22 protein-coding genes and 2 pseudogenes are annotated in these 24,286 nt (G+C 67.6%); 9 read left to right on the forward strand and 15 right to left on the reverse strand.

The window, feature by feature from the left end; genetic code table 11:
* Positions 1 to 5: 5 nt before the first annotated feature.
* Positions 6 to 1,004 (reverse strand): LuxR C-terminal-related transcriptional regulator, encoded by a 999-nt coding sequence (locus ABCR94_RS32770; RefSeq protein WP_347124431.1) that lies wholly within the window; start codon positions 1,002 to 1,004, stop codon positions 6 to 8.
* A gap of 645 nt (positions 1,005 to 1,649) precedes the next feature.
* Here ABCR94_RS32770 and ABCR94_RS32775 point away from each other — a divergent pair.
* The 3 genes from ABCR94_RS32775 (at position 1,650) to ABCR94_RS32790 (ending at position 4,209) form a co-directional block, all read left to right on the forward strand.
* Positions 1,650 to 2,078: a hypothetical protein gene (locus ABCR94_RS32775; protein WP_347124433.1), complete on the forward strand. Its 429-nt coding sequence runs from the start codon at positions 1,650 to 1,652 to the stop codon at positions 2,076 to 2,078.
* 24 nt (positions 2,079 to 2,102) lie between these two features.
* A complete protein-coding gene (locus ABCR94_RS32780; RefSeq protein WP_347124435.1) occupies positions 2,103 to 2,456 on the forward strand; it encodes a hypothetical protein in 354 nt (117 codons plus the stop codon).
* A gap of 988 nt (positions 2,457 to 3,444) precedes the next feature.
* Complete coding sequence (locus ABCR94_RS32790; RefSeq protein ID WP_521978392.1) at positions 3,445 to 4,209, forward strand: thioesterase II family protein; 765 nt, start codon at positions 3,445 to 3,447, stop codon at positions 4,207 to 4,209.
* A 131-nt stretch (positions 4,210 to 4,340) separates the two neighbouring features.
* On the opposite strand, the gene ABCR94_RS32795 is transcribed toward ABCR94_RS32790, so the two are convergent.
* From ABCR94_RS32795 to ABCR94_RS32815, 5 genes and pseudogenes are all read right to left on the reverse strand, one after another.
* Complete coding sequence (locus tag ABCR94_RS32795) at positions 4,341 to 5,324, reverse strand: NAD-dependent epimerase/dehydratase family protein (RefSeq protein WP_347124439.1); 984 nt, start codon at positions 5,322 to 5,324, stop codon at positions 4,341 to 4,343.
* A 51-nt stretch (positions 5,325 to 5,375) separates the two neighbouring features.
* Positions 5,376 to 6,635 carry a nucleotide sugar dehydrogenase gene (locus tag ABCR94_RS32800; protein ID WP_347124441.1) on the reverse strand — a complete coding sequence of 420 codons (1,260 nt, stop codon included), beginning with the start codon at positions 6,633 to 6,635 and terminating at the stop codon, positions 5,376 to 5,378.
* Between the two features lie 520 nt (positions 6,636 to 7,155).
* Positions 7,156 to 8,004 (reverse strand): ABC transporter permease, encoded by an 849-nt coding sequence (locus tag ABCR94_RS32805; RefSeq protein WP_347124558.1) that lies wholly within the window; start codon positions 8,002 to 8,004, stop codon positions 7,156 to 7,158.
* Positions 8,001 to 8,501 (reverse strand): ATP-binding protein DrrA1-3 family domain-containing protein, encoded by a 501-nt coding sequence (locus ABCR94_RS32810; protein WP_347124443.1) that lies wholly within the window; start codon positions 8,499 to 8,501, stop codon positions 8,001 to 8,003. Before ABCR94_RS32810 ends, ABCR94_RS32805 begins: the two co-directional genes overlap by 4 nt.
* Before the next feature lie 64 nt (positions 8,502 to 8,565).
* Positions 8,566 to 8,976, reverse strand: a pseudogene (locus ABCR94_RS32815) (ATP-binding cassette domain-containing protein); the annotation flags it as partial.
* Positions 8,977 to 9,263: 287 nt separating this feature from the next.
* Between ABCR94_RS32815 and ABCR94_RS32820 the strand changes: the two are divergent.
* The 3 genes from ABCR94_RS32820 to ABCR94_RS32830 all read left to right on the forward strand — a co-directional run bounded on the left by ABCR94_RS32820 (position 9,264) and on the right by ABCR94_RS32830 (position 13,501).
* A complete protein-coding gene (locus ABCR94_RS32820; protein ID WP_347124445.1) occupies positions 9,264 to 10,034 on the forward strand; it encodes an ABC transporter ATP-binding protein in 771 nt (256 codons plus the stop codon).
* Positions 10,034 to 12,580 carry an FtsX-like permease family protein gene (locus ABCR94_RS32825; RefSeq protein ID WP_347124447.1) on the forward strand — a complete coding sequence of 849 codons (2,547 nt, stop codon included), beginning with the start codon at positions 10,034 to 10,036 and terminating at the stop codon, positions 12,578 to 12,580. The genes ABCR94_RS32820 and ABCR94_RS32825 overlap by 1 nt, the downstream gene beginning before the upstream one ends.
* A 231-nt stretch (positions 12,581 to 12,811) precedes the next feature.
* The gene (locus tag ABCR94_RS32830) at positions 12,812 to 13,501 is read left to right on the forward strand and encodes a PIG-L deacetylase family protein (protein WP_347124449.1); all 690 of its coding nucleotides are present in this window, start codon (positions 12,812 to 12,814) and stop codon (positions 13,499 to 13,501) included.
* Between the two features lie 119 nt (positions 13,502 to 13,620).
* Here ABCR94_RS32830 and ABCR94_RS32835 read toward each other — a convergent pair whose 3' ends face one another.
* Positions 13,621 to 14,943 carry a sensor histidine kinase gene (locus tag ABCR94_RS32835; protein ID WP_347124451.1) on the reverse strand — a complete coding sequence of 441 codons (1,323 nt, stop codon included), beginning with the start codon at positions 14,941 to 14,943 and terminating at the stop codon, positions 13,621 to 13,623.
* A gap of 227 nt (positions 14,944 to 15,170) precedes the next feature.
* On the opposite strand from ABCR94_RS32835, the gene ABCR94_RS32840 reads away from it, so the two are divergent.
* Positions 15,171 to 15,791, forward strand: coding sequence for a DedA family protein (locus ABCR94_RS32840; protein ID WP_347124453.1), 621 nt, complete (start codon positions 15,171 to 15,173; stop codon positions 15,789 to 15,791).
* A gap of 2 nt (positions 15,792 to 15,793) precedes the next feature.
* On the opposite strand, the gene ABCR94_RS32845 is transcribed toward ABCR94_RS32840, so the two are convergent.
* From ABCR94_RS32845 to ABCR94_RS32855, 3 genes are all read right to left on the reverse strand, one after another.
* A complete protein-coding gene (locus ABCR94_RS32845) occupies positions 15,794 to 16,582 on the reverse strand; it encodes an FkbM family methyltransferase (RefSeq protein ID WP_347124455.1) in 789 nt (262 codons plus the stop codon).
* Positions 16,583 to 16,704: 122 nt separating this feature from the next.
* Positions 16,705 to 17,544, reverse strand: a complete 840-nt coding sequence (locus ABCR94_RS32850; protein WP_347124457.1) for an ABC transporter permease — start codon at positions 17,542 to 17,544, stop codon at positions 16,705 to 16,707.
* Entirely contained in the window at positions 17,541 to 18,506 is a 966-nt protein-coding gene (locus ABCR94_RS32855) for an efflux ABC transporter ATPase subunit, DrrA-related (protein ID WP_347124459.1), read from the reverse strand. Before ABCR94_RS32855 ends, ABCR94_RS32850 begins: the two co-directional genes overlap by 4 nt.
* A gap of 133 nt (positions 18,507 to 18,639) precedes the next feature.
* Between ABCR94_RS32855 and ABCR94_RS32860 the strand changes: the two genes are divergently transcribed.
* A complete protein-coding gene (locus ABCR94_RS32860; RefSeq protein ID WP_347124461.1) occupies positions 18,640 to 19,431 on the forward strand; it encodes a TetR/AcrR family transcriptional regulator in 792 nt (263 codons plus the stop codon).
* A gap of 80 nt (positions 19,432 to 19,511) precedes the next feature.
* Here ABCR94_RS32860 and ABCR94_RS32865 read toward each other — a convergent pair whose 3' ends face one another.
* Together ABCR94_RS32865 and ABCR94_RS32870 are read right to left on the reverse strand one after the other, a co-directional pair.
* Positions 19,512 to 20,327: an enoyl-CoA hydratase/isomerase family protein gene (locus ABCR94_RS32865; RefSeq protein ID WP_347124463.1), complete on the reverse strand. Its 816-nt coding sequence runs from the start codon at positions 20,325 to 20,327 to the stop codon at positions 19,512 to 19,514.
* The gene (locus tag ABCR94_RS32870) at positions 20,324 to 21,454 is read right to left on the reverse strand and encodes a cytochrome P450 (protein WP_347124559.1); all 1,131 of its coding nucleotides are present in this window, start codon (positions 21,452 to 21,454) and stop codon (positions 20,324 to 20,326) included. The genes ABCR94_RS32865 and ABCR94_RS32870 overlap by 4 nt, the downstream gene beginning before the upstream one ends.
* A gap of 747 nt (positions 21,455 to 22,201) precedes the next feature.
* On the opposite strand from ABCR94_RS32870, the pseudogene ABCR94_RS39285 reads away from it, so the two are divergent.
* A pseudogene (locus tag ABCR94_RS39285) lies at positions 22,202 to 22,312 on the forward strand (HipA family kinase); the annotation flags it as partial.
* Between the two features lie 575 nt (positions 22,313 to 22,887).
* Here the strand turns inward: ABCR94_RS39285 and ABCR94_RS32875 are convergent.
* From ABCR94_RS32875 to ABCR94_RS32885, 3 genes are all read right to left on the reverse strand, one after another.
* Complete coding sequence (locus ABCR94_RS32875) at positions 22,888 to 23,187, reverse strand: hypothetical protein (RefSeq protein WP_347124465.1); 300 nt, start codon at positions 23,185 to 23,187, stop codon at positions 22,888 to 22,890.
* Positions 23,156 to 23,521 carry a hypothetical protein gene (locus tag ABCR94_RS32880; RefSeq protein ID WP_347124467.1) on the reverse strand — a complete coding sequence of 122 codons (366 nt, stop codon included), beginning with the start codon at positions 23,519 to 23,521 and terminating at the stop codon, positions 23,156 to 23,158. Before ABCR94_RS32880 ends, ABCR94_RS32875 begins: the two co-directional genes overlap by 32 nt.
* A gap of 297 nt (positions 23,522 to 23,818) precedes the next feature.
* Complete coding sequence (locus ABCR94_RS32885) at positions 23,819 to 24,265, reverse strand: hypothetical protein (protein ID WP_347124469.1); 447 nt, start codon at positions 24,263 to 24,265, stop codon at positions 23,819 to 23,821.
* Positions 24,266 to 24,286: the final 21 nt, after the last annotated feature.

A 24,286-nucleotide genomic window follows, 5' to 3' on the forward strand; every position in this document is an offset into this window, starting at 1 on the left:
AGGCCTCAGGCCAGTCGGGTACTGATCTCCGCGCAGTACGCCTCGTGTGCGAAGGACCGGGGCTTCTCGTGCTCAAGTGCGAGGGTGTCCAGCTCGGGCGGGAGATCGCTGCGGCCCTTGACGCCGAGCTTGCGGTAGACCCGGGTCAGATGCTGCTCGACAGTACTGACCGTGATGAACAGGATGCTGGCGATCTGCCGGTTCGTCCGTCCCTTGACGGCCAGTTGGGCGACCCGCTGCTCGGCGTCGCTCAACGCGGACGAGGTCTCGGCGACTGTCTCGGTCGACGGCGGGGTGAGCAGCTGCGTCGCCCCCCAGGCCGCCGGAGCCGCCGTCTGTGGGGTGTCGGCGGGAATGGGCTGCGAGGAGGAACACCCGCGCTGGCCCGGGATACGCAGGCCCGGTCCGGTGGCGTGACCGGTCGACGACCCGTCCGTGGCCACGCGTTCCTCGCCGCTGCCCCGCTGCGGCATCGAGATGATCGTGCTGTAGCTGAGCTGCGCGTTGGCCCGCTTGAGGTCCCCCTGCCAGGACGCGAGGATGTAGGAGTCCATTCCCCACTCCACGGACAGCGTCCGGCACTGTTCGAAGTCGCTCACCGCCGCAAGGAACCGTCCGGTGGCCATGTGGTAGCGCCCGCGTGCCCACATGTACTGCAGTCCGCCGGCGGTCTTGAACATCGCCTGGGGCACCGAGTGGTCCAGCGCCTCCGCGGCCTCGTCGTACGCGCCCCTCGCCGTGTTCGCGAGCAACAGTACGGTCAGTGGCTGGCTGACGGCTATGCCCCACCCGGCGTTGTCGAGCGACCCCAGCGCGGTCCGGGCCTGCTCGACCGCCTGCTCCGAGTCGCCGCGGCGCAGCGCGATCCTGGCTCCGACGCTCTGGAGCATCGCTCGCCAGGTCACCGCTCCCCGCTGCTCGGCCAGGCTGATCAGCCGGCGGCACCACCGCTCCGCCCGTTCGGCCTGGCCACCGTGTTCGAGTGCCACGATGGCCGTCGCCATTGCTTCCAGAGTCGTGTCGTCCAGACGGCAGTTGAGCAGAATATGTTCGGCACTCTCCAGTACTGACTTGCTGGGTCCATCTGCCCATACCCGGGACAGGGCGCGAGCGGTATGAACCCAGGGATTTTCTCCGGAGCAGGGAGCGTCGTCGGAACCTGGAAACTCGCGGTGCGTCGGAGTGAAATGCCACTGGCAGGCAAGGCTCAGGAGCGCGCGTGTTTCATGACCACAGGCCTCGCGGGAACAGGGGAGAGCGTCGAATGCGCGAGCGAGCAGCTGTTCGTCGCCCTGCCACAGGGCATGCCGTGCGACCGTCACGGCATCACGAGGTTCGGGAGTTCCGCTTGTCAGAGAGGCGAGGAGCGGCCCGAGATGCAAGGCCGTCGCGGAAGGATTCCGCCGCCAGTTGATTCGGGCGAGTGCCCGGCTGAGGAATGTGCGCTCCGCGCCGTCGACATTGGTGCTCAGCGCCAACTCCAGGCAGGAAGCCGCGAATTCGATGTCGTGGACGGCCGCAGCCTGTTCCGCGGCGTTCCGCAGGACGGGCGCGGCCCAGGGGCCCGGTGACCGTCCCGCCGCCACCAGGTGGCGTGCGACCTCCTCCGCGGGGAGCGCTCGCCGGTAGGTGAGCTCTGCCGCCTGTCCGTGCAGCGCAGCGCGTCGAGCAGGGGGCATGCTGTCCAGCACGGCCTGTGCCGCGACCGGGTGGCGGAAGTTTTCACCCGTGAGAACACCCGCCGCGGTGAGGATGTCCAGCACCTCCGTCAGGCCGCCCACGGGAATTCCCACGGCCTGCGCGACGAGTTCCGCCGAACCTCGCTCGCCGAGTACGGCCAGGGCCTGGGCTATTTCGAGATGAGTCGCGTCCCACCGGGTGAGGCAGCTGATGACGGCCTGCGCGAACGAACTTTCCGTGACGGGTTTGCGATTGAATTTACCGGCTGCCCAGTCCGTGATGAGTGCATTTATCAGGAGAGGGTTTCCGGCCGCAATTCCATGCAATTCCACGGCGATTTCTCTATCGGCGGCACAGCCGGTTTCCGCGCGTATGAGATCTTCCACCGTGGATACTGATACGGGGGCGAGGGTGATTTGTTTGTGCGCATTCCTGATGAGATCGGCATGCGACGAATGGAGGCTGATGTGCGGTCGATCCCATTGCCCGAGAAGCATCAGTACGCGCGTAGATTTGATGCGTCGATGCAATTGGAGAAGGAAACGTACCGACCATTCGTCGACGAATTGCAGATCGTCGACGGCGATGATGAGCGGGCGCTCCTCGGCCAGTTCCAGGAATGCGTCGCAGACGTTTCGGATGAACTGCACGCCGCTCGGGGTGATCGCGTTGGCCGGTGCGTGCGTGCCGTCCCCGGCCAGCCACGTACTGCTCTCGGCGAGGAGCCGCCTGGCCCGGTCGGTGGCCTTGGCCGGCAGTTCGGCGCTCTTCAGTAGCTGGTCCACTACGCCCATTCCCAGCGAGCGCTCGTCCCTCGCTCCGATCGCACTGAGGGCAATTGCGTCCGTAACCTCCTTACTCCGGCGAATGAACCCGTCGAGAACGAAGGTCTACAATAGATGTGATATAAAATAGTGAACGACAGGGGTAAGTGAGTGGACAATTACAAAGTGTAAAAAGAAAAGAGGGGAAAGATAAGAGAATTGATATAATATGTGTATGGTCATTTCCCCCATGATTGGTGCCGATCCAGCCGATACCAATCCCGATACTATCCCAAGGGTTACTGGAGTCTCACTCGTTCGGATGAAATCCGTGTCACATTCTTTGATGCTGCGCCGGTTAGGGTTTGTCTCACATGGTGAGTTTGCGAGTTTCTTGTAGCAGGTCAGGGTTGCTACGAAGGCAAGGAAGTGGCCGCCTTTTCGCTCGTACCGGACGGTGAGGCGTCGGTAGCCGAAGAGCCAGGCGATGAACCGCTCGATCTTCCAGCGGTGGCGTCCGAAGCCGTTCCCCGGACTCGATGCCGGGCCGGGCGATCCGGGGGGCGAGGTTGCGGCGGGTATGCCGAGGATCAGCGGCTTGAACGCCTGGCTGTCGTGCACGTTTGCACCCGACACCGCGATGGCCGGCGGGATGCCCTGGGCGTCGGACAGGACACGTACACCACCGCCGTGAACACCGCCCGCTAATCGACCGGAGCCGTACCACCGCCCTGCGGACGGGACTTGAACCTCGGCAGCAACGGAGCCGCCAGCTCCCACAACCCGTCGGGAACAAGCCGACGCGACAAATCAACGCTCACAGTCCAGCACCACGCTGCATCAACAGTCAGCCCCCGTGAGGCATCCTCTTAGTGAATGAGGGGTGGTCGCGCAGCCTCTGGAATATGACGTCCTGCAAAAAACCGGAATCCATCATTCTGGAAAAATAGGGGTTGACCCCCGCTTGGCACCATTGATAGATGTTCTTTACGTGGAAACTATCACCAAATACAGCGACCCCTGGATACGCCGATTCCAGCCCGCGGACGACGCACCGGTCCGGTTGGTCTGTTTTCCGCATGCGGGGGGCTCGGCAACCTTCTACTTTTCGGTGGCAACGGCACTCTCACCGGACGTCGATGTCCTGGCCGTTCAGTACCCAGGCCGACAGGACCGGCGGAACGAAGAGTGCGTCGACGACATTCACGTACTGGCCGACCAGATCTTCGACGCGCTCCGTCCGTGGGCCGACCGCCCGTTGGCCGTCTTCGGACACAGCATGGGTGCCACCGTCGCCTACGAGGTCGCGCGCAGGATGGAGAGTGAGGGGAATGCTCCGCTCGGACTCTTCGCCTCCGGTCGGCGCGCCCCGTCCCGCTATCGCGACGAATCGGTGCACCGCCGCGACGAGGCGGGGCTTATCGCCGCGCTCAAGGAACTCAGCGGAACCGACGAGGCCGTACTCGGCGACGAAGAACTGCTGCGCATGGTGCTGCCCGCGGTCCGCGGTGACTACAAGGCGGTCGAGACCTATCGGCATCGCGAAGGACCTCGGCTGACCTGCCCGGTCGCGGTCCTGGTCGGGGACAGTGATCCCGTCACCAGCCTGGATGAGGCGGAGGCCTGGCGGGAACACACCGACGGCCCGTACACGCTGGACGTGTTCGCGGACGGTGGGCATTTCTATCTCAACTCGCAGAGCGAGCGGGTCCTGAAGGCCGTCGACCGGTCGGTCCGTACCTGGGCGACCGCCCTGACCGGCTGAAACACCGGCTGAAACACCGGCTGAAACACCGGCTGAAACACCGGCCATGACTCCGGCCGTGACACCGGCGAAAGGGGCGTTCCGCATCTCGCGGAACGCCCCTTTCGCCGGTGTCACGGCCGGCAGCATCGCTACCCGCTCAGCGCGTTGTCCGACGCCTCGCGACGCTCCGCGATCACGGCGGCGACGATGTCGTCGAGGGTGCGCGAAGGCGCGAAGCCGACCGCGGCGCGCGCCTTGCCGCAGTCGGGGATCCGGCGCTGCATGTCCTCAAAGCCGGGGCCGTACGCCTTCTCGTAAGGAACCATCTCGATGCTGCTGGACGAACCGGCCGCCGAGATGATCCGCTTCGCCAGCTCAGTGATGGTGACCTGCTCGGAACTGCCCAGGTTGTACACCGTTCCGTGCGTGCTCCGGTCCGCCAGCAGCGCGACGAGCGCGGGCACCACGTCGGACACATGACAGAAGCAGCGGGACTGCTGACCGTCACCGAACACGGTGATCGGTTCGTCCGCCAGCGCCTGTTCCACGAAGCGCGGTACGACCATGCCGTAGCGGCCCGTCTGACGGGGGCCGACGGTGTTGAACAGCCGCACGATCACCGTGCTGAGGCCGAGTTCGGCGCTGTACAGATAGGCGAAGGTCTCGTCGAGCGCCTTCGCCTCGGCGTACGACCAGCGGTTCAGCAGCGGGGATCCGACGATGCGGTCGTCGTCCTCGCGCAGTCCGTCCTTGGTGTTCTTGCCGTACACCTCGCTTGTCGACGCGACGAGGATGGGCGTGCCGTGCCGGCGGGCCGCCTCCAGCGCGGTCTCCGTGCCGGTCAGATTGGTGCGCAGACTCGACAGTGTCTTGTCGAGGATCGTGAACACCCCGACCGCGGCGGCGAGATGGAAGACGGCATCGACCCCTTCCATCGCGGTGTCCACCGTCCCGGGGTCACAGACGTCGCCTTCGACGAAGCGCAGCCCGGTCTCCGTGCCGGCTGCAGGGAGGTTGGCCCGGCTTCCGGTGCTGAGATCGTCCAGGACTGTCACCTCGTGGCCGAGGCCGAGGAGGTATTCGGTCAGATGGGAGCCGATGAAGCCAGCCCCGCCGGTGATCAGGTATCGCACGCTCGGTTCCTTTCCCGAAGCCGGGGACGATTGAGGAAGCCGGGCACGGCGTCAGCGGGCGCCGGCCAGTTCGAAGCGGTAAGTGGCATCCACGACCGTGGGGCAGTCGGCCACCCAGTCGTAGTTGTGTCCGGGATGCGCGGTGTGGATCAGCGCCACGTCCCAGTCGTTCCCGCGTGGCTGGACGACGCTTTCCAGCACCTTGCCGTCCAGCAGGGTCAGCCGGCGGGCGAGCGGGTCGTAGTAGTCGACCTTCGCGCCACGGGCACAGAGCTGGTCGATGATGTCGAGGGCGGAGGACGACCGGACGTCCTGCACACCGGGCTTGTACGTCACCCCCACGACGAGCACACGCGCCCCGGCCAGCCCCCGGCCGGCGGCGGACAGTGCCTCCAGTAGCCGGCTGACCACCTGGCGCGGCCGATCGGCGATCGAGGTCATGGCCTGGCTGAGCAGCGGGGCGGTACCGCGTGACTCGCGCAGCTGCCACAGCAGGTAGTGCGGGTCGCACGGAATGCAGTGCCCGCCGACACCGGGACCGGGGTTGAACCTCATGAAGCCGTACGGTTTCGTCGCCGCCGCGTCCGTCACCTCGATGGGGTCCAGGGACAGTTCGGCGCAGACCTCGGCGAATTCGTTGGCCAGCGCGATGTTGACCGCACGGAAGGAGTTCTCGTACAGCTTGGTCATCTCGGCGGCCTCGGGGGAGCCCACCACATGTGCCACCGGGGTGAGGGCCTCGATGACCTGCCGAGCGCGCTCGGCGCACTCGGCGCTCACGCCGCCGATCACCCGGGGAGTCTCTGCCTGGGTGTGTGTGTTGTTGCCGGGGTCGATGCGCTCGGGGCTGGACGCGACGTGAATGTCCTCGCCGACGACGAACCCCTTCTCGGTGAGCGGCGCGACCAGCAGCTGCTGGGTCGTGCCGACGAAGCTTGTCGACGTCAGGATCAGGGTCTGGCCGGGCCGCGCGTGTTCCAGAATCGCGGCACAGGCGCTCTTGAGCGCGGCGAGGTCGGGCATCCGATGACGGTCGACCGGCGTTGGTACGCAGACCATCACCGTGTCCGCCTCGGCCAGCCGTGCCAGGTCGGTGGTCAGCTGGAAGGTCTCCTGCGGCAGCGACTTCTCAAGCCGGCGCTGGTCCGCCTCGATCAGATCGGCCCGGCCCGCCCGGATCGTCTCCAGCCGGTCCGGATCACGGTCGACGCCCAGGACGGTGAGTCCGCCCGCGTGCAGCCCGAGCGCGGTCGGCAGACCCACGTAGCCCATTCCGATGACGGCTACAGACGAATTCTGCTCTGGTGGCATTTGTTTTGAGTCCCCACTCCGTCAGGGAGTTGCTGGCGAATTGCTAAGCGCCCGACGATTTCCGGAAAAGGGTGGTATTGTCGATGATCTTCCGGTTGCTTCGCAGGCGTTACGAGCGGATATTCGTGCCCCGCTCCAAGAGTTCTCGAACACCGTTCAATTCCGTGTCGATGCCTGAAGGATAAGGTCCGCCGGGAAGCAATTCCTACCCCTATTCGCCCCTAACGTGATCATTAACGTCGATCTTGCGTGATTGGCCGTCAGCTTTGGCCGTCAGCTTTGGCCGGCGGCCAATCCGCGTTCGTGCGGTGGTGACCAGTTGGGCGGCGGCAGAGAAGAGCCGCAGGCGCAGACGGCGGGGCTCCCAGAGGCGGGCGGTGCCACTCAGGGCGAGCATGGGCAAGGACCCTGGGCAAGGACCCTGGACAAGTCCCATCGTTGCAGGTCAGGAGCGTTCTTCGGGTTTACGATCAAACATCGGACAGCCCGTCACGTGAAAGCGCGAGGCCAATCCGAGTGCTCAGCGCAACGCGCGCCGCCGGAAGAGATACCCGGCGAGGGGGACGACGGCCACCAGCACTCCGAGCCACCAGGCCAGCGCGATCCAGGCGCTGTTGCCGATCGGGGTGCCCAGGAGCAGCCCGCGTACGGCATCGATGAGCGGCGTGAAGGGCTGGTGCTCGACGACCCCGCGCAGCGCGTCCGGCATCGTCGACGGCGGCACGTACGCGCTGCTCGCGTACGGCAGGAACACGATGATGAGGCTGATCCCGCTGGCCCCCTCCACGGTCTTGGCGAGCAGGGCGCAGACCGTGGCGAGCCAGGACGCCGCGGCGGCGAACACCAGCAGCAGCCCGAGCGCTGCCAGCCATTCGAGCACGCCGGCCTTCGGCTCGAAACCGATGACCAGGCCCAGCAGCACCACCACCGTGATGGAGATGAAATGGCGCACCACGGATGCGGTGACATGCCCGGTCAGCATGGCGGTGGCGACGATCGGCATGGAGCGGAACCGCTCCACGATTCCTTCCTGAAGATCGTTGGCCAGGCCCACCGCGGTGTTCGACACGTTGAAGCCGATACTGATGATGATCACGCCGGGAATGACGTAACCGGCGTAGTCGACGTCGCTTCCGGTATTGATCGCTCCGCCGAACAGATAGCGGAAGACCAGCAGTTGGACCAGCGGCAGCACGGTCGAGACGACTACCTGCTCGCCGTTGCGCAACGCGTGGCGCACACTGCGTCCGATCAGGACGAAGGTGTCGCTCAGCGCCCAGAAGAGCCGTGAGTGCCCGAGAGGCTGTACCGGCCGGGCCGGCCGCTCCGAGGGTTCCAGGGGCTTCAGCGATGGTGCCTGGGTGCTCATGTGGCAAGGGCCTCCGCCCGCTCGGCGCCCGGGTCGGGCGCGCTCTTCCCGGTCAGGGTGAGGAACACGTCGTCGAGCGTCGGCCTGGACAGGGTGATGTGCTCGATGTCGGTCCCGGAGTCCTCGACCTGATCGAGGATCCGCTTCAGATGCCTGGAGTCGTCGACCGCGGCGCTCAGCCCGAACTGCTTCCGCTCGTCGCGGACCGCCTGGCCGCCCAGGATCCCCAGCGCCGTCTGCAGCTCCGTCTCGTCGCGGAAGGTCAGTTCGAGGCGGTCCTGGCCGACCTGCTGCTTGAGCTCGGCGGCGGTGCCCTCGGCGACGACCGTGCCGCTGCTGAGCACCCCGATCCGGTCGGCCAACTGGTCGGCCTCCTCCAGGTACTGGGTGGTCAGGAGGATGGTGACGCCGTTCTTGAGCAGGTCTCTGATGATGTCCCACATGGTGGCGCGGCTGCGCGGGTCGAGGCCTGTCGTCGGCTCGTCCAGGAAGATCACCGGGGGGGGCGCCGATGAGGCTCGCCGCCAGGTCGAGCCGGCGCCGCATACCGCCGGAGTACGTCTTGGCGTTGCGGTCCGCGGCGCCCGCCAGGTCGAACTGTTCCAGCAGCTCGTCCGCCCGCCGCCGGGCCGTCTGCCGTCCCAGGTGGTAGAGCCGGCCCATCATGACCAGGTTCTCCCGGCCCGTCAGGCCCCCGTCGACCGCCGAGTACTGGCCGGTGAGACCGATCGAGGCACGCACCGGCCCGGGGTCGGCGACGACGTCGTACCCCGCGACCCGGGCCGTGCCCCCGTCCGGGGTCATCAGCGTGCTGAGGATCCGTACGGTGGTCGTCTTGCCCGCGCCGTTCGGGCCGAGCAGCGCGTACATCGTCCCGGGCGGGACGGCGAGGTCGACCCCGGAGAGCACCGGCACCTTCCCGAACGCCTTGGTGAGACCCTGGATCGCGATGGGGGGACTGGTGTCAGTCATACGTGCCCTCGCGCTTCTGTATGTGGCATAAACGTCGAGTACGCGTTTTACACGGTCACCTGTGCGGCGTCAACATGATTTGAGCGGAATCTGATACTCAGTGGGGTGAGTTAGGGGTACCTGGATTTCTTCATTTCGGCCGGTAGGGGGTGTAGAAAACACCACCGTCGGAACGCCTCTCAACTCCGTGTTGCCGGCCTGGCAGCCTACCTACGGTGAGGGGGCAGAGTTCAACGGGCGACGGAAAGCCGGAGATACGAGACGTGGAAACCCAAAACAGTGCCGCGATGGAAGCCGTGATCAGGCTCACCGACGTACGCAAGATGTACGGCAAGGGCGGCAGCAGGGTCACCGCACTGGGCGGTGTCACCGTCGACTTCCACCGCCGTGCCTTCACCGCCGTCATGGGTCCTTCGGGATCCGGCAAGAGCACCCTGCTCCAGTGCGCGGCAGGACTCGACGAGCCGACCTCGGGATCGGTGAAACTCGCCGGACAGGAACTGGCCGGCCTCGACGAGACCCAGCTGACCCTGCTGCGCCGCGAGAAGGTCGGGTTCATCTTCCAGTCCTTCAACCTGCTGCCCGCGCTGACGGCCCAGCAGAACGTCACGCTGCCGCTGCAACTCGCCGGCCGGAAGGTCGACAAGCGCCTCGTCCGCACGGTCCTGGAAGAGGTGGGTCTCGGTGACCGACGCGACCACCGCCCCGATGAGATGTCCGGGGGGCAGCAGCAGCGGGTGGCCATCGCCCGCGCCCTGGTCACCCGGCCGGACGTGATCTTCGCGGACGAGCCCACGGGCGCCCTGGACACCAAGACCGCCAAGTCCGTTCTCACCCTGATGCAGCACGCGGTCCGTGCCGAGGGCCAGACCATCGTCATGGTCACCCACGACCCGGTCGCCGCCTCCTACGCCGACCGCGTGGTCTTCCTGGCCGACGGTGTGTTCGCGGGCGAGCTCTTCCAGCCGACCGTCGAGGCGGTCGCCGAGCACCTCGCGCATCTCGGGGCCGACAGCCCCCGCGCCGCCGCCGGCGTGTACGCCAGGGAGACCCTCTGATGTTCATGCTCGCCATGCGCACCCTGCGCTTCCGCAAAGGCAGCTTCGTCGCGAGTTTCCTCGCGATGTTCCTCGGCTCCGTTCTCCTCATGTCGTGGGGCGGCCTCTTCGAATCGGGAATCAAGAACGTCGTCCCGCCCGAGAGGCTGGCCGCCGCACCGGTCGTTGTCGCCGGCGACCAGGCGTACAAGCTCAGTGACGGCAGTACGGAGGTGAAGCTGCCGGAACGCGTCCCCGTCGAGGCTGCCGTGGCCGCCGAGATCGCCGCGCTGCCCGGTGTGGCCAAGACCGTCGTCGACGTCTCGCTGCCCGCCGGCGTGATCAAGGACAAGGAGAAGGTCAAGGGCGACCGGCCCACCGTCGCTCACGGCTGGGACTCCGCTGCCCTCGCTCCCTACCGGCTCGGTGACGGCAAGGGCGCGCTGCGGTCCGGAGAGATCGTCCTCGACAGCGACCTGGCCGGGCGCGCGGGCCTGAAGGTCGGCGACGAGACGACCGTCGCCGCCGGTGGCACCACCCGCACCTACCGGCTCGCCGGAACCGCCGAGGCCGACCACGTCACCAACCAGGACGCGGTCTTCTTCTCGCAGGCAGACATCGCCGGACTCCTGCCCGACAAAGGCGAGGCCGCGGCCATCGCGGTCCTGCCCGAACCGGGCACCGAAGCCGGGCAGTTGCGTGAACGGATCGACACCGTGCTCGGGGACCGCCCGGCGGTCGCGCTCACCGGCGACGACCGGGGACTCGCCGAGTTCCCCGAGGCCCAGCGTTACACCATGAACCTCCAGATCGTCTCCATCGTCTTCGGCGGCATGGTGACCGCGGTCGCCCTGTTCGGCGTCGCCTCACCGCTCGCCCTCGCCGTCCAGCAGCGCCACCGTGAGATGGCACTGCTCCGAGCCAGCGGCGCCACCCCCAGGCAACTGCGGCGGATGGTGCTCAGCGAGACCTTCGTGCTGTCGCTCGTCGCGACCGCCCTCGCGATCCTGCCGAGCCCCTACCTCAGCCGCTGGATCATGGAACGGCTCGTCGACGGACAGGTCGCCTCCGCCCAGATGACCTTCCAGCTGGGCTGGATCTCCATCGCCGGCACCGCCGTACTCGCCCTGGCCACCGCGCTCGGCGCCGCGGGTCTCGCCTCCAGGCGGGCCACCCAGGTCCGTGCCACCGAGGCGCTCGCCGATGCCGATGTCCAGCGCCGGCCGCTGGGCAAGGCCCGGATCTTCTTCGCCGTGCTCTGCTTCCTCGGTAGCGCCTCGACCGGCGTGATGACGGTGACCGTGATGCAGGGCCCGCTGGCGGGCAGCACCGCCGGCTCGTCGACCACGCTGTTCGTGATGGGCCTGGCCCTTCTCGGTCCGCGCATCGCCCAGGGCATGCTCGCCTTGCTCAGCGGCCCCATGCGGCTCTTCGGTCTCTCTGGACGGCTCGCGGCCCTCAACACCCGGGCCCGTACCGCCCGTATCGCCGCGGTCATCACCCCGATCATGCTGCTCACCGGTATCTCCTGCGCCGACCTTTATATGGGCACCACCGAGGTCGCCATGGCCAAGGAGCGCTACTCGGAGAACATGCACGCCGACGCGGCACTCATCGCGCCGCCCGGCGGATTCGCCCCCGGCACCCTGGAGAAGGTCCGCGAGGTTCCCGATGTCGCCGCGGCCTCGGCGTTCGTCACCAGCGTCGGCTACATCGACTCGCCCAAGGACAGTAAGCAGACCAAGGACGGCTGGCCCACCCAGGGCATCACCGCGGCGGGCTCCGCGGGCACCGCGCCCGTCACCCCGACCGACGGCGACCTCGGCATGCTGCGCGGGAACACCGTCGCACTCGCCGAGACGCATGCCGAGTCCCTCGGGCGCGGGGTCGGCGACACCATCACCATGCGGCTGGGCGACAGGGAGCGGGTCACCCTGGAGGTCACCGCGCTGTTCAAGGCGAGGGACGGCTTCGAGACCATCCTGCTGCCGGCCGACCTGCTCGCCGCGCACACGGACACAGGCTTGACCACACGGATCATGGTCAAGGCGGCGCCCGGCGTCTCCGTCGACGAAGTCACCGCCTCGCTCACGAAGTTCGCCGGCACCGTCCCGGGCGCCGAGGCGGCCGACCGCGACGCGCTCACCGACAGCTATGTGAACGCCTTCAACACCGAAGTCCTCGCCAGCTACCTGGTGGTGGTCGTCGTCATCGGATTCGGCGCCCTCGCCATGGTGAACGCGCTCGTGACCGCGACCGTTCGCCGCACCCGGGAGTTCGGCCTCCAGCGGCTGGCCGGTTCGACCAGGAAGCAGGTCCTGCGGATGGTCGGCATGGAGGCATCCGTGATCGCCTTCTCCGGACTGGTACTCGGGACCATCGGCGCGATCGTCGGTCTGCTGCCCTTCTTGCTCTCCCGCTTCGACCTGATGGTGCCCAGGGGATCCGTCTTCGTCTACATCGGCATCATCGCTTTCGTCGCCCTGCTCACCCTGACCGCGACGATCATGCCCACCCGGCGCGCCCTGCGAGTGAGGGCGATCGAGGCGGCCGGACACACGCAGTAGAGGTTTCCCCAGACCCCCGGTCCCCCGGGCAGCCCCGAGATTAGGGGTATCCCCGTCACCCGGGTCGGTGCCAGGATCAGGCCATCCCCCCGCCTGGTCCTGGCACCCTTTTTCGTGCGACACAGTTACGCACCCCCGGGCGGGGCGCAGCCGGCTCTGCCGCACCGGTCATCAACCCGACGCGCGCGACCGCACTGCCGGTCGCGCCTTCGCCGCCCACGGGGGCCCCAAGTGGAGACACAGACCGAAAAACTGCTTGTCGTCGGCGCACACGGCGACGACGAGACGCTCGGCGCCGGCGGCACCATCGCCCGCCTCGCGGAGCGTGGTGTCACGGTCGCCCTGTGCGTCCTGACCAACGACGACGGATCCCGCTCGGCCGGCATCGACGGTCCGCCGGCGACCAACCGGGTTCCCGCGATCGAAGCCGCGGCGGCCGTCCTCGGCATCAAGCGGCTCACCATCCACGAGTTCGGCGACAACCGCCTCGACACGGTAGGCCAGTTGGAGCTCAACCGGCTGGTGGAGGAGGAGGTACGGGAATTCGAGCCGGATACCATCTTCACCACCAGCCTCGCCGACCTCAGCCTCGACCACCAGCTGGTCAGCCGTGCCGCGCGGATCGCCGGCCGCCCCGCGCGCGGCTCCGTCCGGCAGGTGCGCAGCTTCGAGATCCGCTCGGCCACCGACACCGGGGAGGCGTCCGGCATCACTCCCGGCTTCCGGCCCACGGTCTGGCAGCCGCTCGAGGAGAGCCACCTTGAGCGCAAGATCGAGGCCCTGCGCTGCTACGGCAAGGAACTCCAGCCGTGGCCGGCCCCGCGCAGCGAGCGGGGCGTGCGCGCACTCGCGGAGTATCGCGGCTCGCAGATTGCCCGTCCGCTAGCCGAGGCGTTCGAGCTGGTGCGCGCGGTCGTATGAGTGCCCGGCCGGGCGGAGGCGTGCCGGCGTACGGCGCCGGACCTCCCGGTCGGCCGGCGCCGGGAATCCCAGGGGTCGTTCAGGAGCCGTACGGGAGCCGGGACTTCACAGGCCGCCGTTCACGAGCCCGCCTGGTCCTGGGCGGGTGCCGCTTGGACCAGCAGGCAGGGAACGTCGATCCGGGCCCGCGTCGGCCCGCCCACCGGGCTGTCGATGACCAGCGTCCCGTCGAACGTGCCCAGCCTGCGCTGTACCCCGGCCAGGCCCGTGCTCTCCCGGCCCGCTGCTCCGCTGCCCGCCGGGTCGGCCGCGCCGCCGCGCCCGTTGTCCGACACCTCGGCCACCAGCCTTCCGGGCCCCCGGTCGTGCTCCCGCTCGTAGCGGATCTCCACATCGATCCGGCCGGCCCCCGAGTGTTTCGCCGCGTTGGTGAGCAGCTCGCTGATCGCGAAGTACACGGCCGTCTCCACCGGCGCCTCCGCGCGGCCCGTCGTCTCGACCCGTACGCCCACCGGCAGCGGCATCCGCAGCGCCAGCGCTCGTACGGCGTCGCCGAGACCGCGCTCGGCCAGCACCGGTGGGTGGATTCCCCTGACCAGGTCGCGCAGTTCGGTCAGCGCCTCGGCCGACGAACGCCGTGCCGCCGCCAGCATCTCCCGGGCCCGGGCGGGGTCCTTCTCGATCAGTACGTCGACGGTATGGAGGTTCATGCCCATGGCGACCAGCCGCGCCTGCGCCCCGTCGTGAAGATCCCGTTCGATCCGGCGCATCTCCGCGGCCGACGCGTCCACCGCGTCGTGCCGGGACTCCGTCAAGTAGGCGACACGTTCCGCGAGTTCGGTCCGTGGCGGCGCCAGAAAGGCCGCGGCCATCCGGAAATGGGCCCGCAGCAGCGCGGGGTTGGCGCCGCGCGCCAGGAGCAGAAGTCCGGCCCCGAGCACCGGCATGGTCACGAACACCCCGGGGTGCGACAGGTCGAGCAGCCAGAAGCCGTACCATTTACCGCGCTGTCCGGACAGCCAGTACAGCAGGGGCAGCAGGAACCCGGCCGCGCCGTACACGAGCAGCGCCGCGGGGAGCAGCGCGACGAGATAGCCGGCGAAGGCGTCCGCCCACAGCCACAACTGCTCGCGCCAAGTGGCCGGGTCCCTCATCAGGGCGCCGAAGTACCGCACCCGCCCGACGAGACCCGGGCCCGGCGGTGGCGGCCGGTGGCTGGTCGGGATGACCACACCGGTCCACGCGTGCGCCCACACCCGTCGGTAGTCGGCGAAGCCGCGGACCCACGACAGCACGACCGGTGTTGTCCAGATCCCCACGCCCACCACGGTCAGGATGAGCGACACCAGGCTGAGGACGATGAGCGCCAGGGAGCCGGCCAGGGCCGCGAGGGCGAGCCCCAGCCCCCGCGCCCCCGCGACCAGTGTGCTGTGAATCCTCATCCGTGCTCTCCCCGGTGCTTCCTGTTCCCGTTCCATCACGTCAGCAGTCAGTCTGCCGTCTCCACCCGGCCGGGGCATGGGTGGTGTGCCTCCGCCCGAGGTGTACCCATGACCACCGCACAGACGGGAGTTAAAGCCATGGTTCACGGCAGGCGCGCTGCCGCAGGCTGATACACGGGGCTCCGTCCGTCCACGGGTCCGCCGACCGCTCGCCATCCGGGAGCCTCATGTCCCACCCCCTTGTGCACGCCGCCGAGGTCCTGCGCGGAACGCTGGACTCGCCCTGGTTGTGGATCATGGTGTTCCTCGTCGCGGGGTGCGGCGGTCTGCTGCCGTTCACGCCGAGCCAGACGAGCGTGGTCGCGATCGGATTGCTCATCGGCCCCGACCCCCGCCTGCTGACGGCGCTCGCCGTCGTCACGGTATGCGGGGTGGTGGCGGGCGACTGCGCCGGATACTGCGTCGGGCGGTTCGCCGGGCCGCGCCTCACCCGCCGTCTGTCGCGCGGAACGCGCGGTGGCCACCTGTTCACCCGTGTGCGGGGCCTGTTCGCCCGCCACGCCACCGCCCTCGTGGTCGTGGGCCGCTTCTTGCCGGGCGGCCGGGTGTCGTCGACGCTGGCCGCCGGCAGCGTGGAGCTTCCGGTACGTCGCTTTCTCCTGCTGGACGCCGCCGGCGCGCTGCTGTGGACCGGGTACGTCATCGGCATCGGGCTGCTGGGCGGGGCCAGTTTCGCGAGCGACCCGGCCAAGGCGCTGTCGCTGGCCCTGGGGGTCACCCTGGTGGCCGGCCCGCTGACGGCGTGGCTGTGCCGCCGCGCGGCGGTGCGCGCGGCGACGGACCACTGATCTCAGCCGCGTACCGCGTCGATCATGTGCGTACTGGCTCCGTCGTAGACGTCCTGCTGTACGTCATTGATCGCGAAGTCGTGCTCGCGCAGCAGCCGCAGGAACTCGTCCAGGCGCCCGTCCACGTCGTGCACCTCCGCCACCACGGTGCGGATGAGCGGCCAGTGCCGTTCCTCGATCCCGCGCAGCACATCGAGCTCCGCCCGCTCCACGTCGATCTTCAGCAGGCCGATGTCCTGGATGGCGTGGTCGTCGATCAGCTGGGACAGCGTAATCACCGGAACGTGGAAGCTCCGGGCCTCGGAGCGGGACGTGGCGATGAACGAGTCCCGCTTCGCGGGGTCGTCGATGCCGAAATTGGTGAGAGCCGCCTCCATGTTCCGGCGGTCGTCCGTCTCGTCCACATGCAGCGTGGTCATGACCTCACTGTGCGGGTAGTACGTCAGCTCCGCCGTGCCCGGCTCAGCGCCGATCGCGGTCTGCACGGGCACCCCGCCCGGCAGCAGCCGGGAGAAGTTGTCCCGCAGGCAGGCGTACGTCGGAGGGGCCGGCTCGCAGGAGACCACGCGCAGTTCGTCGGCGGCGTCCGCGAAGAGGAGCGCCGTGAGTCCGACATGGGCGCCGATGTCGACGACGGTCTCACCGGGGCGGAGCCTGGCGGTGCATTTCGCATAGAGCCCGTCCGCGAATTCCTGCCAGACTCCCGCCGTATTGAATTGATTGGTGCACGTGATAATGCGGCCGTCCGGGAGGGTGTACTTCTCGAAGTGCTGATCGTCACGATCCGTCATGGGCTCTTAATCCTTGTTCGGTCGCGGTGGGGATAAGCCAGAAATCGTCCGAGGCGTCATCTTGCAGGCCGTACGGAGCCATTCCTACCCCTACTCGCCCCTACTGCGGGTCGGGGGCCGGATCAGCGCACGGACCGCCGGCGGAACAGCAGGCTCGCCACCGGGATGGCCGTCAGCAGAATGCCGGCCCACCAGGCCAGTGCGATCCACCCGCTGTTGCCGATCGGCATGTCGAGCAGCAGCCCGCGCACCGAGTCGATCAGCGGGGTGAAAGGCTGGTTGTTGACGAACCCCTGGAGCACTCCCGGCATGGTCTCCGGCGGCACGAACGCGCTGCTCGCGTACGGCACGAACACGATGATCAGGCTCAGCCCGCTGGCGCCCTCGACGGTCTTGGCCACCAGGGCGAAGATCATGGAGAGCCACGACACCGCCGCGGCGAACACGGTCAGCAGCCCGAGTGCGCCCAGCCACTGGACGAAACTGCCCTGTGGCTCGAAGCCGATCAGCAGCCCGACGAGCACGACCACGGTGATCGAGATGAAGTGCCGGACCACCGAGGCGACGACGTGCCCGGTCAGTACCGAGGTGCTGAGCATGGGCATCGACCGGAAGCGCTCGACGATTCCCTCGCTCAGGTCGTTGGCCATGCCCACGGCCGTGTTCGACGCGTTGAAAGCGACCGAGATGATGATGAGCCCGGCGATGACGTAACTCGCGTACCCCACTGGGCCGGTGTCGATCGCTCCGCCGAACAGATAGCGGAAGACCAGCAGTTGGACGAGGGGGAGCATGGTCGCCACGACGATCTGCTCGCCGTTGCGGGTGGCGTGTTTGACGCTGCGGCCGATCATGACGCCGGTGTCGCTCAGCGCCCAGTACAGGCGGCTGGTCAGCGGCGGTGTCTGTGCGGTCGGGCCGTTCGCCGTCGGGCTGTTCGTGGTCAGGTCGTTCGCGCTCACTTGGACGTCACCTCCGCCGCCCGGGAGGCGGTCTGCTTGCCGGTCAGGGCCAGGAAGACGTCGTCGAGAGTCGGCTTGGACAGCGTCACGCTCTCCACCTCGACGCCGACGTCGTAAATCTGGTCGAGAATCCACTTCAGGTGCCTGGGGCCGTCCACGGGTGTGCCGAGCGAGCTGCCGGCGCCGCCGAGTACGTCGGCCCTGCCATCCAGCACGCGTACCGCGGTGGCCAGGTCCTCCGGGGTGGAGAAGGACAGCTCCAGTCGCTCCTTGCCGGCCCGCTGTTTGAGTTCGGCGGGGCGGCCCGTGGCAACGATCGTCCCCTCGTTCAGAACCCCGACCCGGTCGGCCAACTGGTCGGCCTCCTCCAGGTACTGAGTGGTCAGCAGGATGGTGACGCCGTCCCTGAGCAGGTCCCTGATGATGTCCCACATGGTGGCGCGGCTGCGCGGGTCGAGGCCTGTCGTCGGCTCGTCCAGGAAGATCACCGGAGGTTCGCTGATCAGGCTCGCCGCCAGGTCGAGCCGGCGCCGCATACCGCCCGAGTACGTCTTCACCGCGCGGCCGGCGGCCTCCACCAGGTCGAACCGCTCGATGAGGCGGTCCGCCCGCCTCTTCGCCTCGGGGCGCCGGTGGTGGTAGAGCCGCCCCATCATCACCAGGTTCTCGTGGCCCGACAGCTGCTGGTCGACGGCCGAGTACTGGCCCGTCAGACCGATGACGCCGCGCACCGCCCGCGCCTGGGTGGACACGTCGTACCCATTGACCAGGGCCGTGCCCGAATCCGGGCTCAGCAGAGTGCTCAGAATTCGGACAATGGTGGTCTTTCCTGAGCCGTTCGGGCCCAGCAGGGCAAACATTGTGCCGTGTTCGACAGAGAAGTCGATCCCTTTGAGTACTGCTACCTCACCAAATGATTTTGTGAGCGCCTGAACTGCGATCGGGTTGTCGATACCTGCCATTGGTACCCTCTTTCCCGGGCGTCGACCGATCGAACGGAATGGGCAATCGGATCGCCATCTGCATGCGTCGTACACTAACTGTGTATAAGGTACGCAGAAAGTTGTTGTGACGTCAAGCGGTGAGGGGACAGAGGTGTCGGAAGAGGTCAGACAAGGTGATGCGAAGCCGGGGGACATCGAGCGAAGTCTCGATCTGCTGTGGTCGGTGGGGGGCCGGACGGGCCGCGGACCGCAGCCGAAGCTGAGCGTGGCCAAAATCGTCGACGCGGCTATCCGCATCGCGGACGCCGAGGGCCTCGACGCCCTGTCGATGCAGCGGCTGGCGGGCGAATTCGGGTACAGCACGATGTCGTTGTACCGCTATGTGCCGGGGAAAGTGCAGCTGGTCGACATCATGGCCGACGTCGCCTGCGGGCCGGCGCCGGACATGTCCCAGGTCGCCGGAGGGTGGCGGGCCGAGGTCGAGCTGTGGGTTGACGAGCTGTGGAAGGTCTATCAGGCGCACGACTGGCTGGTGCGGGTCCAGATCAAGAATCCACCGATCGGCCCGAACCAACTTGCCTGGTTCGAGGCGCTGTTGAGCGGTGTCTCCTCGATCGGCCTGTCGCGCGACGATATGGCGGCGCTCGCCATGTTCGTCTCGTCGGCCGTCCGCGACCTGGCGCGATTCACCAGAGACCTGGTGCCCATGGGACTCGGTTACGCGCAGGTGCTGGAGAACATCCTGGAGACGGATCGTTTCCCCATGGTGGCCGCGCTGGTCACCCAGTCCGGGGAGCCCCCGGTGGGCGGCGACTCGGACGCTTCGCAGTCCGATCCGTCCGAGTCCGGCGAGGGCGCGGTGCGCCCGGTGGTGCACTTTGGAGTGCAGCGCCTGCTCGACGGGATCGAGGTGTACGTGGCCGGGAAGGCGGCGCAGATGTAATTCCCGCGGACCTTCGTCGATGGTGACAGGCGCGGCATGACGGTCTGTGATGGCTGTCGATCTGTCACATTGGCGGTGGACTACCGGATCGGCACCGGCCCCGTCCCGCCGGCGTTGCGGGTCCGGCGGGTCGCGGCGGCGACCGAGGCCATGAGTTCCGCGTCCAGGAGGGACGGGTCGGCGAGGCGGGTCGCGGCGGCGTACGAGTTGAGCAGTGCCTTGGTGACGCGCAGGGCCGCCTCGGGGCGGCGGACGATCGGCTTCGACCAGGCGGTCACGGCGTCGTCGAGAGCGTCAGCGGGTACGACGCGTTGCAGGATCGACAGTTCGTACGCCTCGGCGGCGTCGAAGGACCTTCCCGTGAGGATGAGTTCGCGGGCCCGCGCGGCGCCGACCTCGTGGATCAGCCGCGGCAGCACACCGCCCCAGGCGGTGGGCAGACCGAGTGCCAGCTCCGGCAGCCTGAATCCGGCGGTGTCGGCGCCGACGCGCAGGTCACAGGCGAGAGCGAGTGCCAGACCAGCGCCGATGGCCTTTCCCTGCACCCTGGCGATGGTGACGGCCCGGTTGGTGGAGATCGCCTCACAGACCCGGCGGGCTTTGTCGCCGGCGATGCGGATGCCGCGTCCGGTGGGGTTCTCGTCGAGCCAGTCGGCGAACTCGTTGCGGTCCCCGCCCAGGCAGAAGTCGTCCCCGGCGCCGCTGAGCACCAGCACCCTGACATCGGGGTCCTGTGAACTCAGGACTGTCAACAGGTCGTCCAGCATGTCCTCGGTGACGGCATTGCCGGTGGCGGGGGAGTCCAGTTCGACATGGAGGACCGACCCTGCGTCGATGGTCCGTACCGTGCTCGGCCGCCCGTAGGGGGGCAGGGGGGCGGGAAGGGAGAGACTCACAACGTCACGTTCAGCGAGGTCACACGCCGGAAGACCATGCGGGACGCGTACGTGGGTGGCGCGACGGCACGCAGGTCGGGGAAACGCTCAAGCAGTTGGGTCAGCAGGGTGCGCGCCTCCAGCCGGGCGAGTGCCGCGCCCAGGCAGTAGTGCGCGCCGCCCCCGAAGGTGAGGTGGTCGCCGCCACGCAGGATGTTGAAGGCGTCGGGGTCCTGATTGCGCCGTGGGTCGTGATTGGCGGCCCCGTGCATGACGTGGACCATGGAGTCCTTGGCAATCGGGACACCCGCCAGGATGGTGTCGGCCCCGGCTACACGGCTGTTGATATGGATGGGCGGGTCGTAGCGCAGCACCTCGTCGATGGCGGCGTCGATGTGCTCGGGATGTTCCCCGAGCCACGCCCAGCGGCCGGGCTCGCTCAACAAAAGCCACACCATGGCCGACAGCAGCGTCGCGGTGGTCTCCAAGCTGGCGATGGTGACGAACATGACGAGCCGGTAGAGCGTCTCGTCCGCCATCGCGCGGTCCGGCTCCAGTTCGTCCCAGGTCCGTATCCACTTGGACAGCACGTCGTCGCCGGGCTGCGCGCGGCGTTGCTCGATCAGGTCGGTGAAGTACGCGCGGAGCTGGACAGTGGCCTCGGCGGACACATCGAGCTCGCTTTTGGTGGGGATCAGCTCCTGGGCGTGCACCTGACGGTGCGTGATGTCCAAGATGCGCGCGTAGTCTCCCTGTGGGAGGCTCAGCCAGGAGCCGATGGTGCTGATCGGCAGCTGCTCGCTGATGGTGCTGACGAAGTCGGCCTCGCCCCAGCGCAGTTTGTCGGCCAACTCGTCCAGGAGCCGGGTGACGTCCCGTTCCACCTGGGGCGTCAGCTCCGAGATGGTGGACCTGTCGAAGAGATTCCCGAGACTGCGCCGCTGGCACGTGTGCTCGGGCGCGTTGAGGCGAGCGAGCGTCCTGGTCATCTCCCGGGTGGCGGGGGCATCCCAGTGCCCGACGTCCGCCCGCCGCTCCTGCCAGGCGAAGTCGGGTGCCAGCCAGGTGCGGCCGCGTAACACCTGGCTGCAGGCGTCGAAGCCGGTGACGAAGTACGCGCCCCAGGGGGCGCGTACGACGTCGCCCATAGCCCTCAGGTCACCCAGCAGGCCGTAGGGCTCGGCCTGCCCCTCTGGCGTTTTCAGCCGTCGGAGCAGCGAGATGAGGGCGCGGCGGTCGAAGGGCCTGGCTATGCCAGCTGTAGCGCTCACGCAGAGTTCCTTGCCCTCGCCCCATGGATGCCGACCAGAACCTACCCTTCCGCATATGCCTGCCATGCACGGATAACTGTTGGCCCCGTCACAGTGAAACGTCCCTAATGAGCCTTGTCATATACGGAAGGGCGGGTTCAGGCGCGGAATGCGGAAGACCCGCAGACTCACCGGCGAGCCACCCCGAACTTGTGCGGAACCTGACCCGGGATCAAGAACCAACCAACGGACCAAACGCTCAGTCAGGTGTGCCAGCGGTGTGCGTATCCCTCCCGCAAAGGCCCGCCCCGTCACCCCGCGGCAGTTCATATCCGCACGTCAACGCACCCACGCGGCCGTCGCCTTCCTGAAGTGGCTGAAGGCCCACGAACTCACCCTGGATACCTGCCGGCAGGCCGACCTCGACCGGTGGCTTACCGACGACTCTGCCACCTACCGGCAGACGGCCGGGCACTTCATTCGCTGGGCTCGCACCAGCAGACTCACCGCTGTCCACGTCCCCGCCGTCCGCTGGAACGGCCCCACTCAGCCGCGCCGGGCCGTCGACGGTTTGTTCCTCCGGAAGAGCGGAGGTTCGGCCCACACCGTGGATCGTGAAGCTCGACGGCCGGTTAGCCTGGGAAAATGCTGACCGAAGTCATCGCCACCCGATACGTCACGCCCCTGCGTGAGGGCGGCTCGCTCCCGGGGATCGTCGAGGCCGACGATCTCGGTACGTACGTCATGAAGTTGTCTACCTGATGGCGCTGACCTGCGGTTTCGGGGTTCTGTGGGCCTCTGAACTGCAGGGACGCGTCTTTCGGTGTCTTTCAGCTTGGTACTGCGTTATGCAGCCGATTCTCCCCACGCGCTCCCCAAGCCTTCGAATACTCCCCAGATTCTCCCCAGAGGATCCTGTACCGGGCGCACTGTGACACGGGGAGGGCCGGTCTTCCTGCGGCTGTAGGACCAGCACGTTGAGTGACCACGGCGCGCTTTGGCCGCCCACGCTAGCGGCTGACCGAGATGGGATTGAGGGGCAGATGCCGGCGGCGGTCGGTCCCACATGGCACAGGTTGTAGATCGCGTCTTGTGCGGTCCAGGTGGTCCATGTGAGTCGCGTAAGCGCAGGTCAGGTACCTGTGGTCCAGGTGCGTCGACGCTGTTGGTGATAGGTATGTGAGAGCTGGAGTACCCCCGTCGGCTGGTGCCGACGGGGGTACTGCGTGTCGCGGCGGGTCTCGCTGTGGTGCGCTCGATGCGGCCTGTGGGGGTCCGGGGCGTCTACGTCCCTTCTGCTGGGGGCAGGCGGTGACGACGCTGTGATGCGTTCAGTGAGGTTGGCTTCTGCGGATAGGGAGGACGCTCAGGGCCATGACGGTGCCGTCGTCGTGGAAGGAGATCGGCCCGTTCCATCTGCCGGTTACGTGGGGGTCTTGCGGGGTCGAGCGGCTTTGGAAGGCGGCTTGACGGTATTCCTCCACACGGCCCTTCTTGATGAGTTCGTAGGAATGCTCGGCCATACCGGAGAATGCCTCGATGCGTACGGACCCCATACGGAAGACATGGTCCGTGCCGCCGATTTGGATTTCTGCATTGTCAACGCTTGACGTGGCGGCGAAGGTGAGCACGTCGTAGTGCTGTCGTCCCCTGGCGCGTGGTGAGGTACTGGGCAGTTTGGGGTCCTCCGCCGGCCAGAGCGGTCAGGTTGGCGGCTCCGGTACGGGCCAGGAGCTGGCCGAACCAGCCGAGGTCGCTCTCGCTTACTAGGAAGCCGTCGACAGTCTGTGCCCGTTTCCCCCCGTGGGCGGGTATGCGAATCGCGTTGGGGTAGGGGAGGCCGGACTTGTCGCGGATCTCCATGTCGGCGTTTCCCGGTGTGCGGAGGGGAAGAAGGGATTCGCCACGCGCCTGCAGGACATTGACCACGATTCCGCCCTGCCCCATGAGTTCTGTGGACAGCATCAAAACGGCGTCGTATTCCACGGGCCGATGTGCATGCCTTCGGTCAGCTCGGCGCCCTTTGCAAGTCGCTGGACCGAGGTGCTGCGTGTCCTCCCGCCCCGCTTGCTCGGCTTCTGGTGGTTCCCCCGGCAGGCTATGAGCGTGACTTTCGACGGCTCGCCGGGTTTCCACGCTTCGATGAGGTAGTCAGGGCGAGGTCGCGAGCTCTTGTTCCGTTGTGAGACGCTCAGGGGGCCAGCCGGCTCGCAGGACCGTACTGGTGTCCACGATCGAGATGACGTGGTCCGGGTATCGCTTCTACACAATGTGCTCAGCCACAGCGAGCCCGAAGCCGACGGCCAACTCCCGGGCCTGCATGGCTTTGTACCAGCGCTCAGGGGTGCGGCCCTTGTCGGTGAGATCCATAGCGCCGGCGCGATTGTCGCCCAGCGCTTCGCAGAGCTTCAGGCTCACCCAGTGTTCCGCGAGCCCGCGCCCCATTCCCTGACCGGCCAGAATGTAGTCACGGGCTACGGCGTGCAGTACCTGCCACGGCGTCAGTTCGATTGTCTGACGGTACTCGGCCCCTGGAACGGGGAGCAGTTCAGGGCTTCTGCGTACCGGCGCCTGTCCCTTCTCTCGGCGCTTCTTGTCGAAGGCCGCCGTTGCTGAGCTGACATGGGCAGCGAGTTCTGCAGTCGACCGGATGTGGATGTTCGTCGAGCGGCTGAGTGTGTTCAGGATCTGTCGCGCGGTTCTTGCCATGCGTCCCCCAAGATGCCCGCC

Source organism: Streptomyces changchenzhani (assembly GCF_039766235.1).
Taxonomy (GTDB): Bacteria; Actinomycetota; Actinomycetes; order Streptomycetales; family Streptomycetaceae; genus Streptomyces.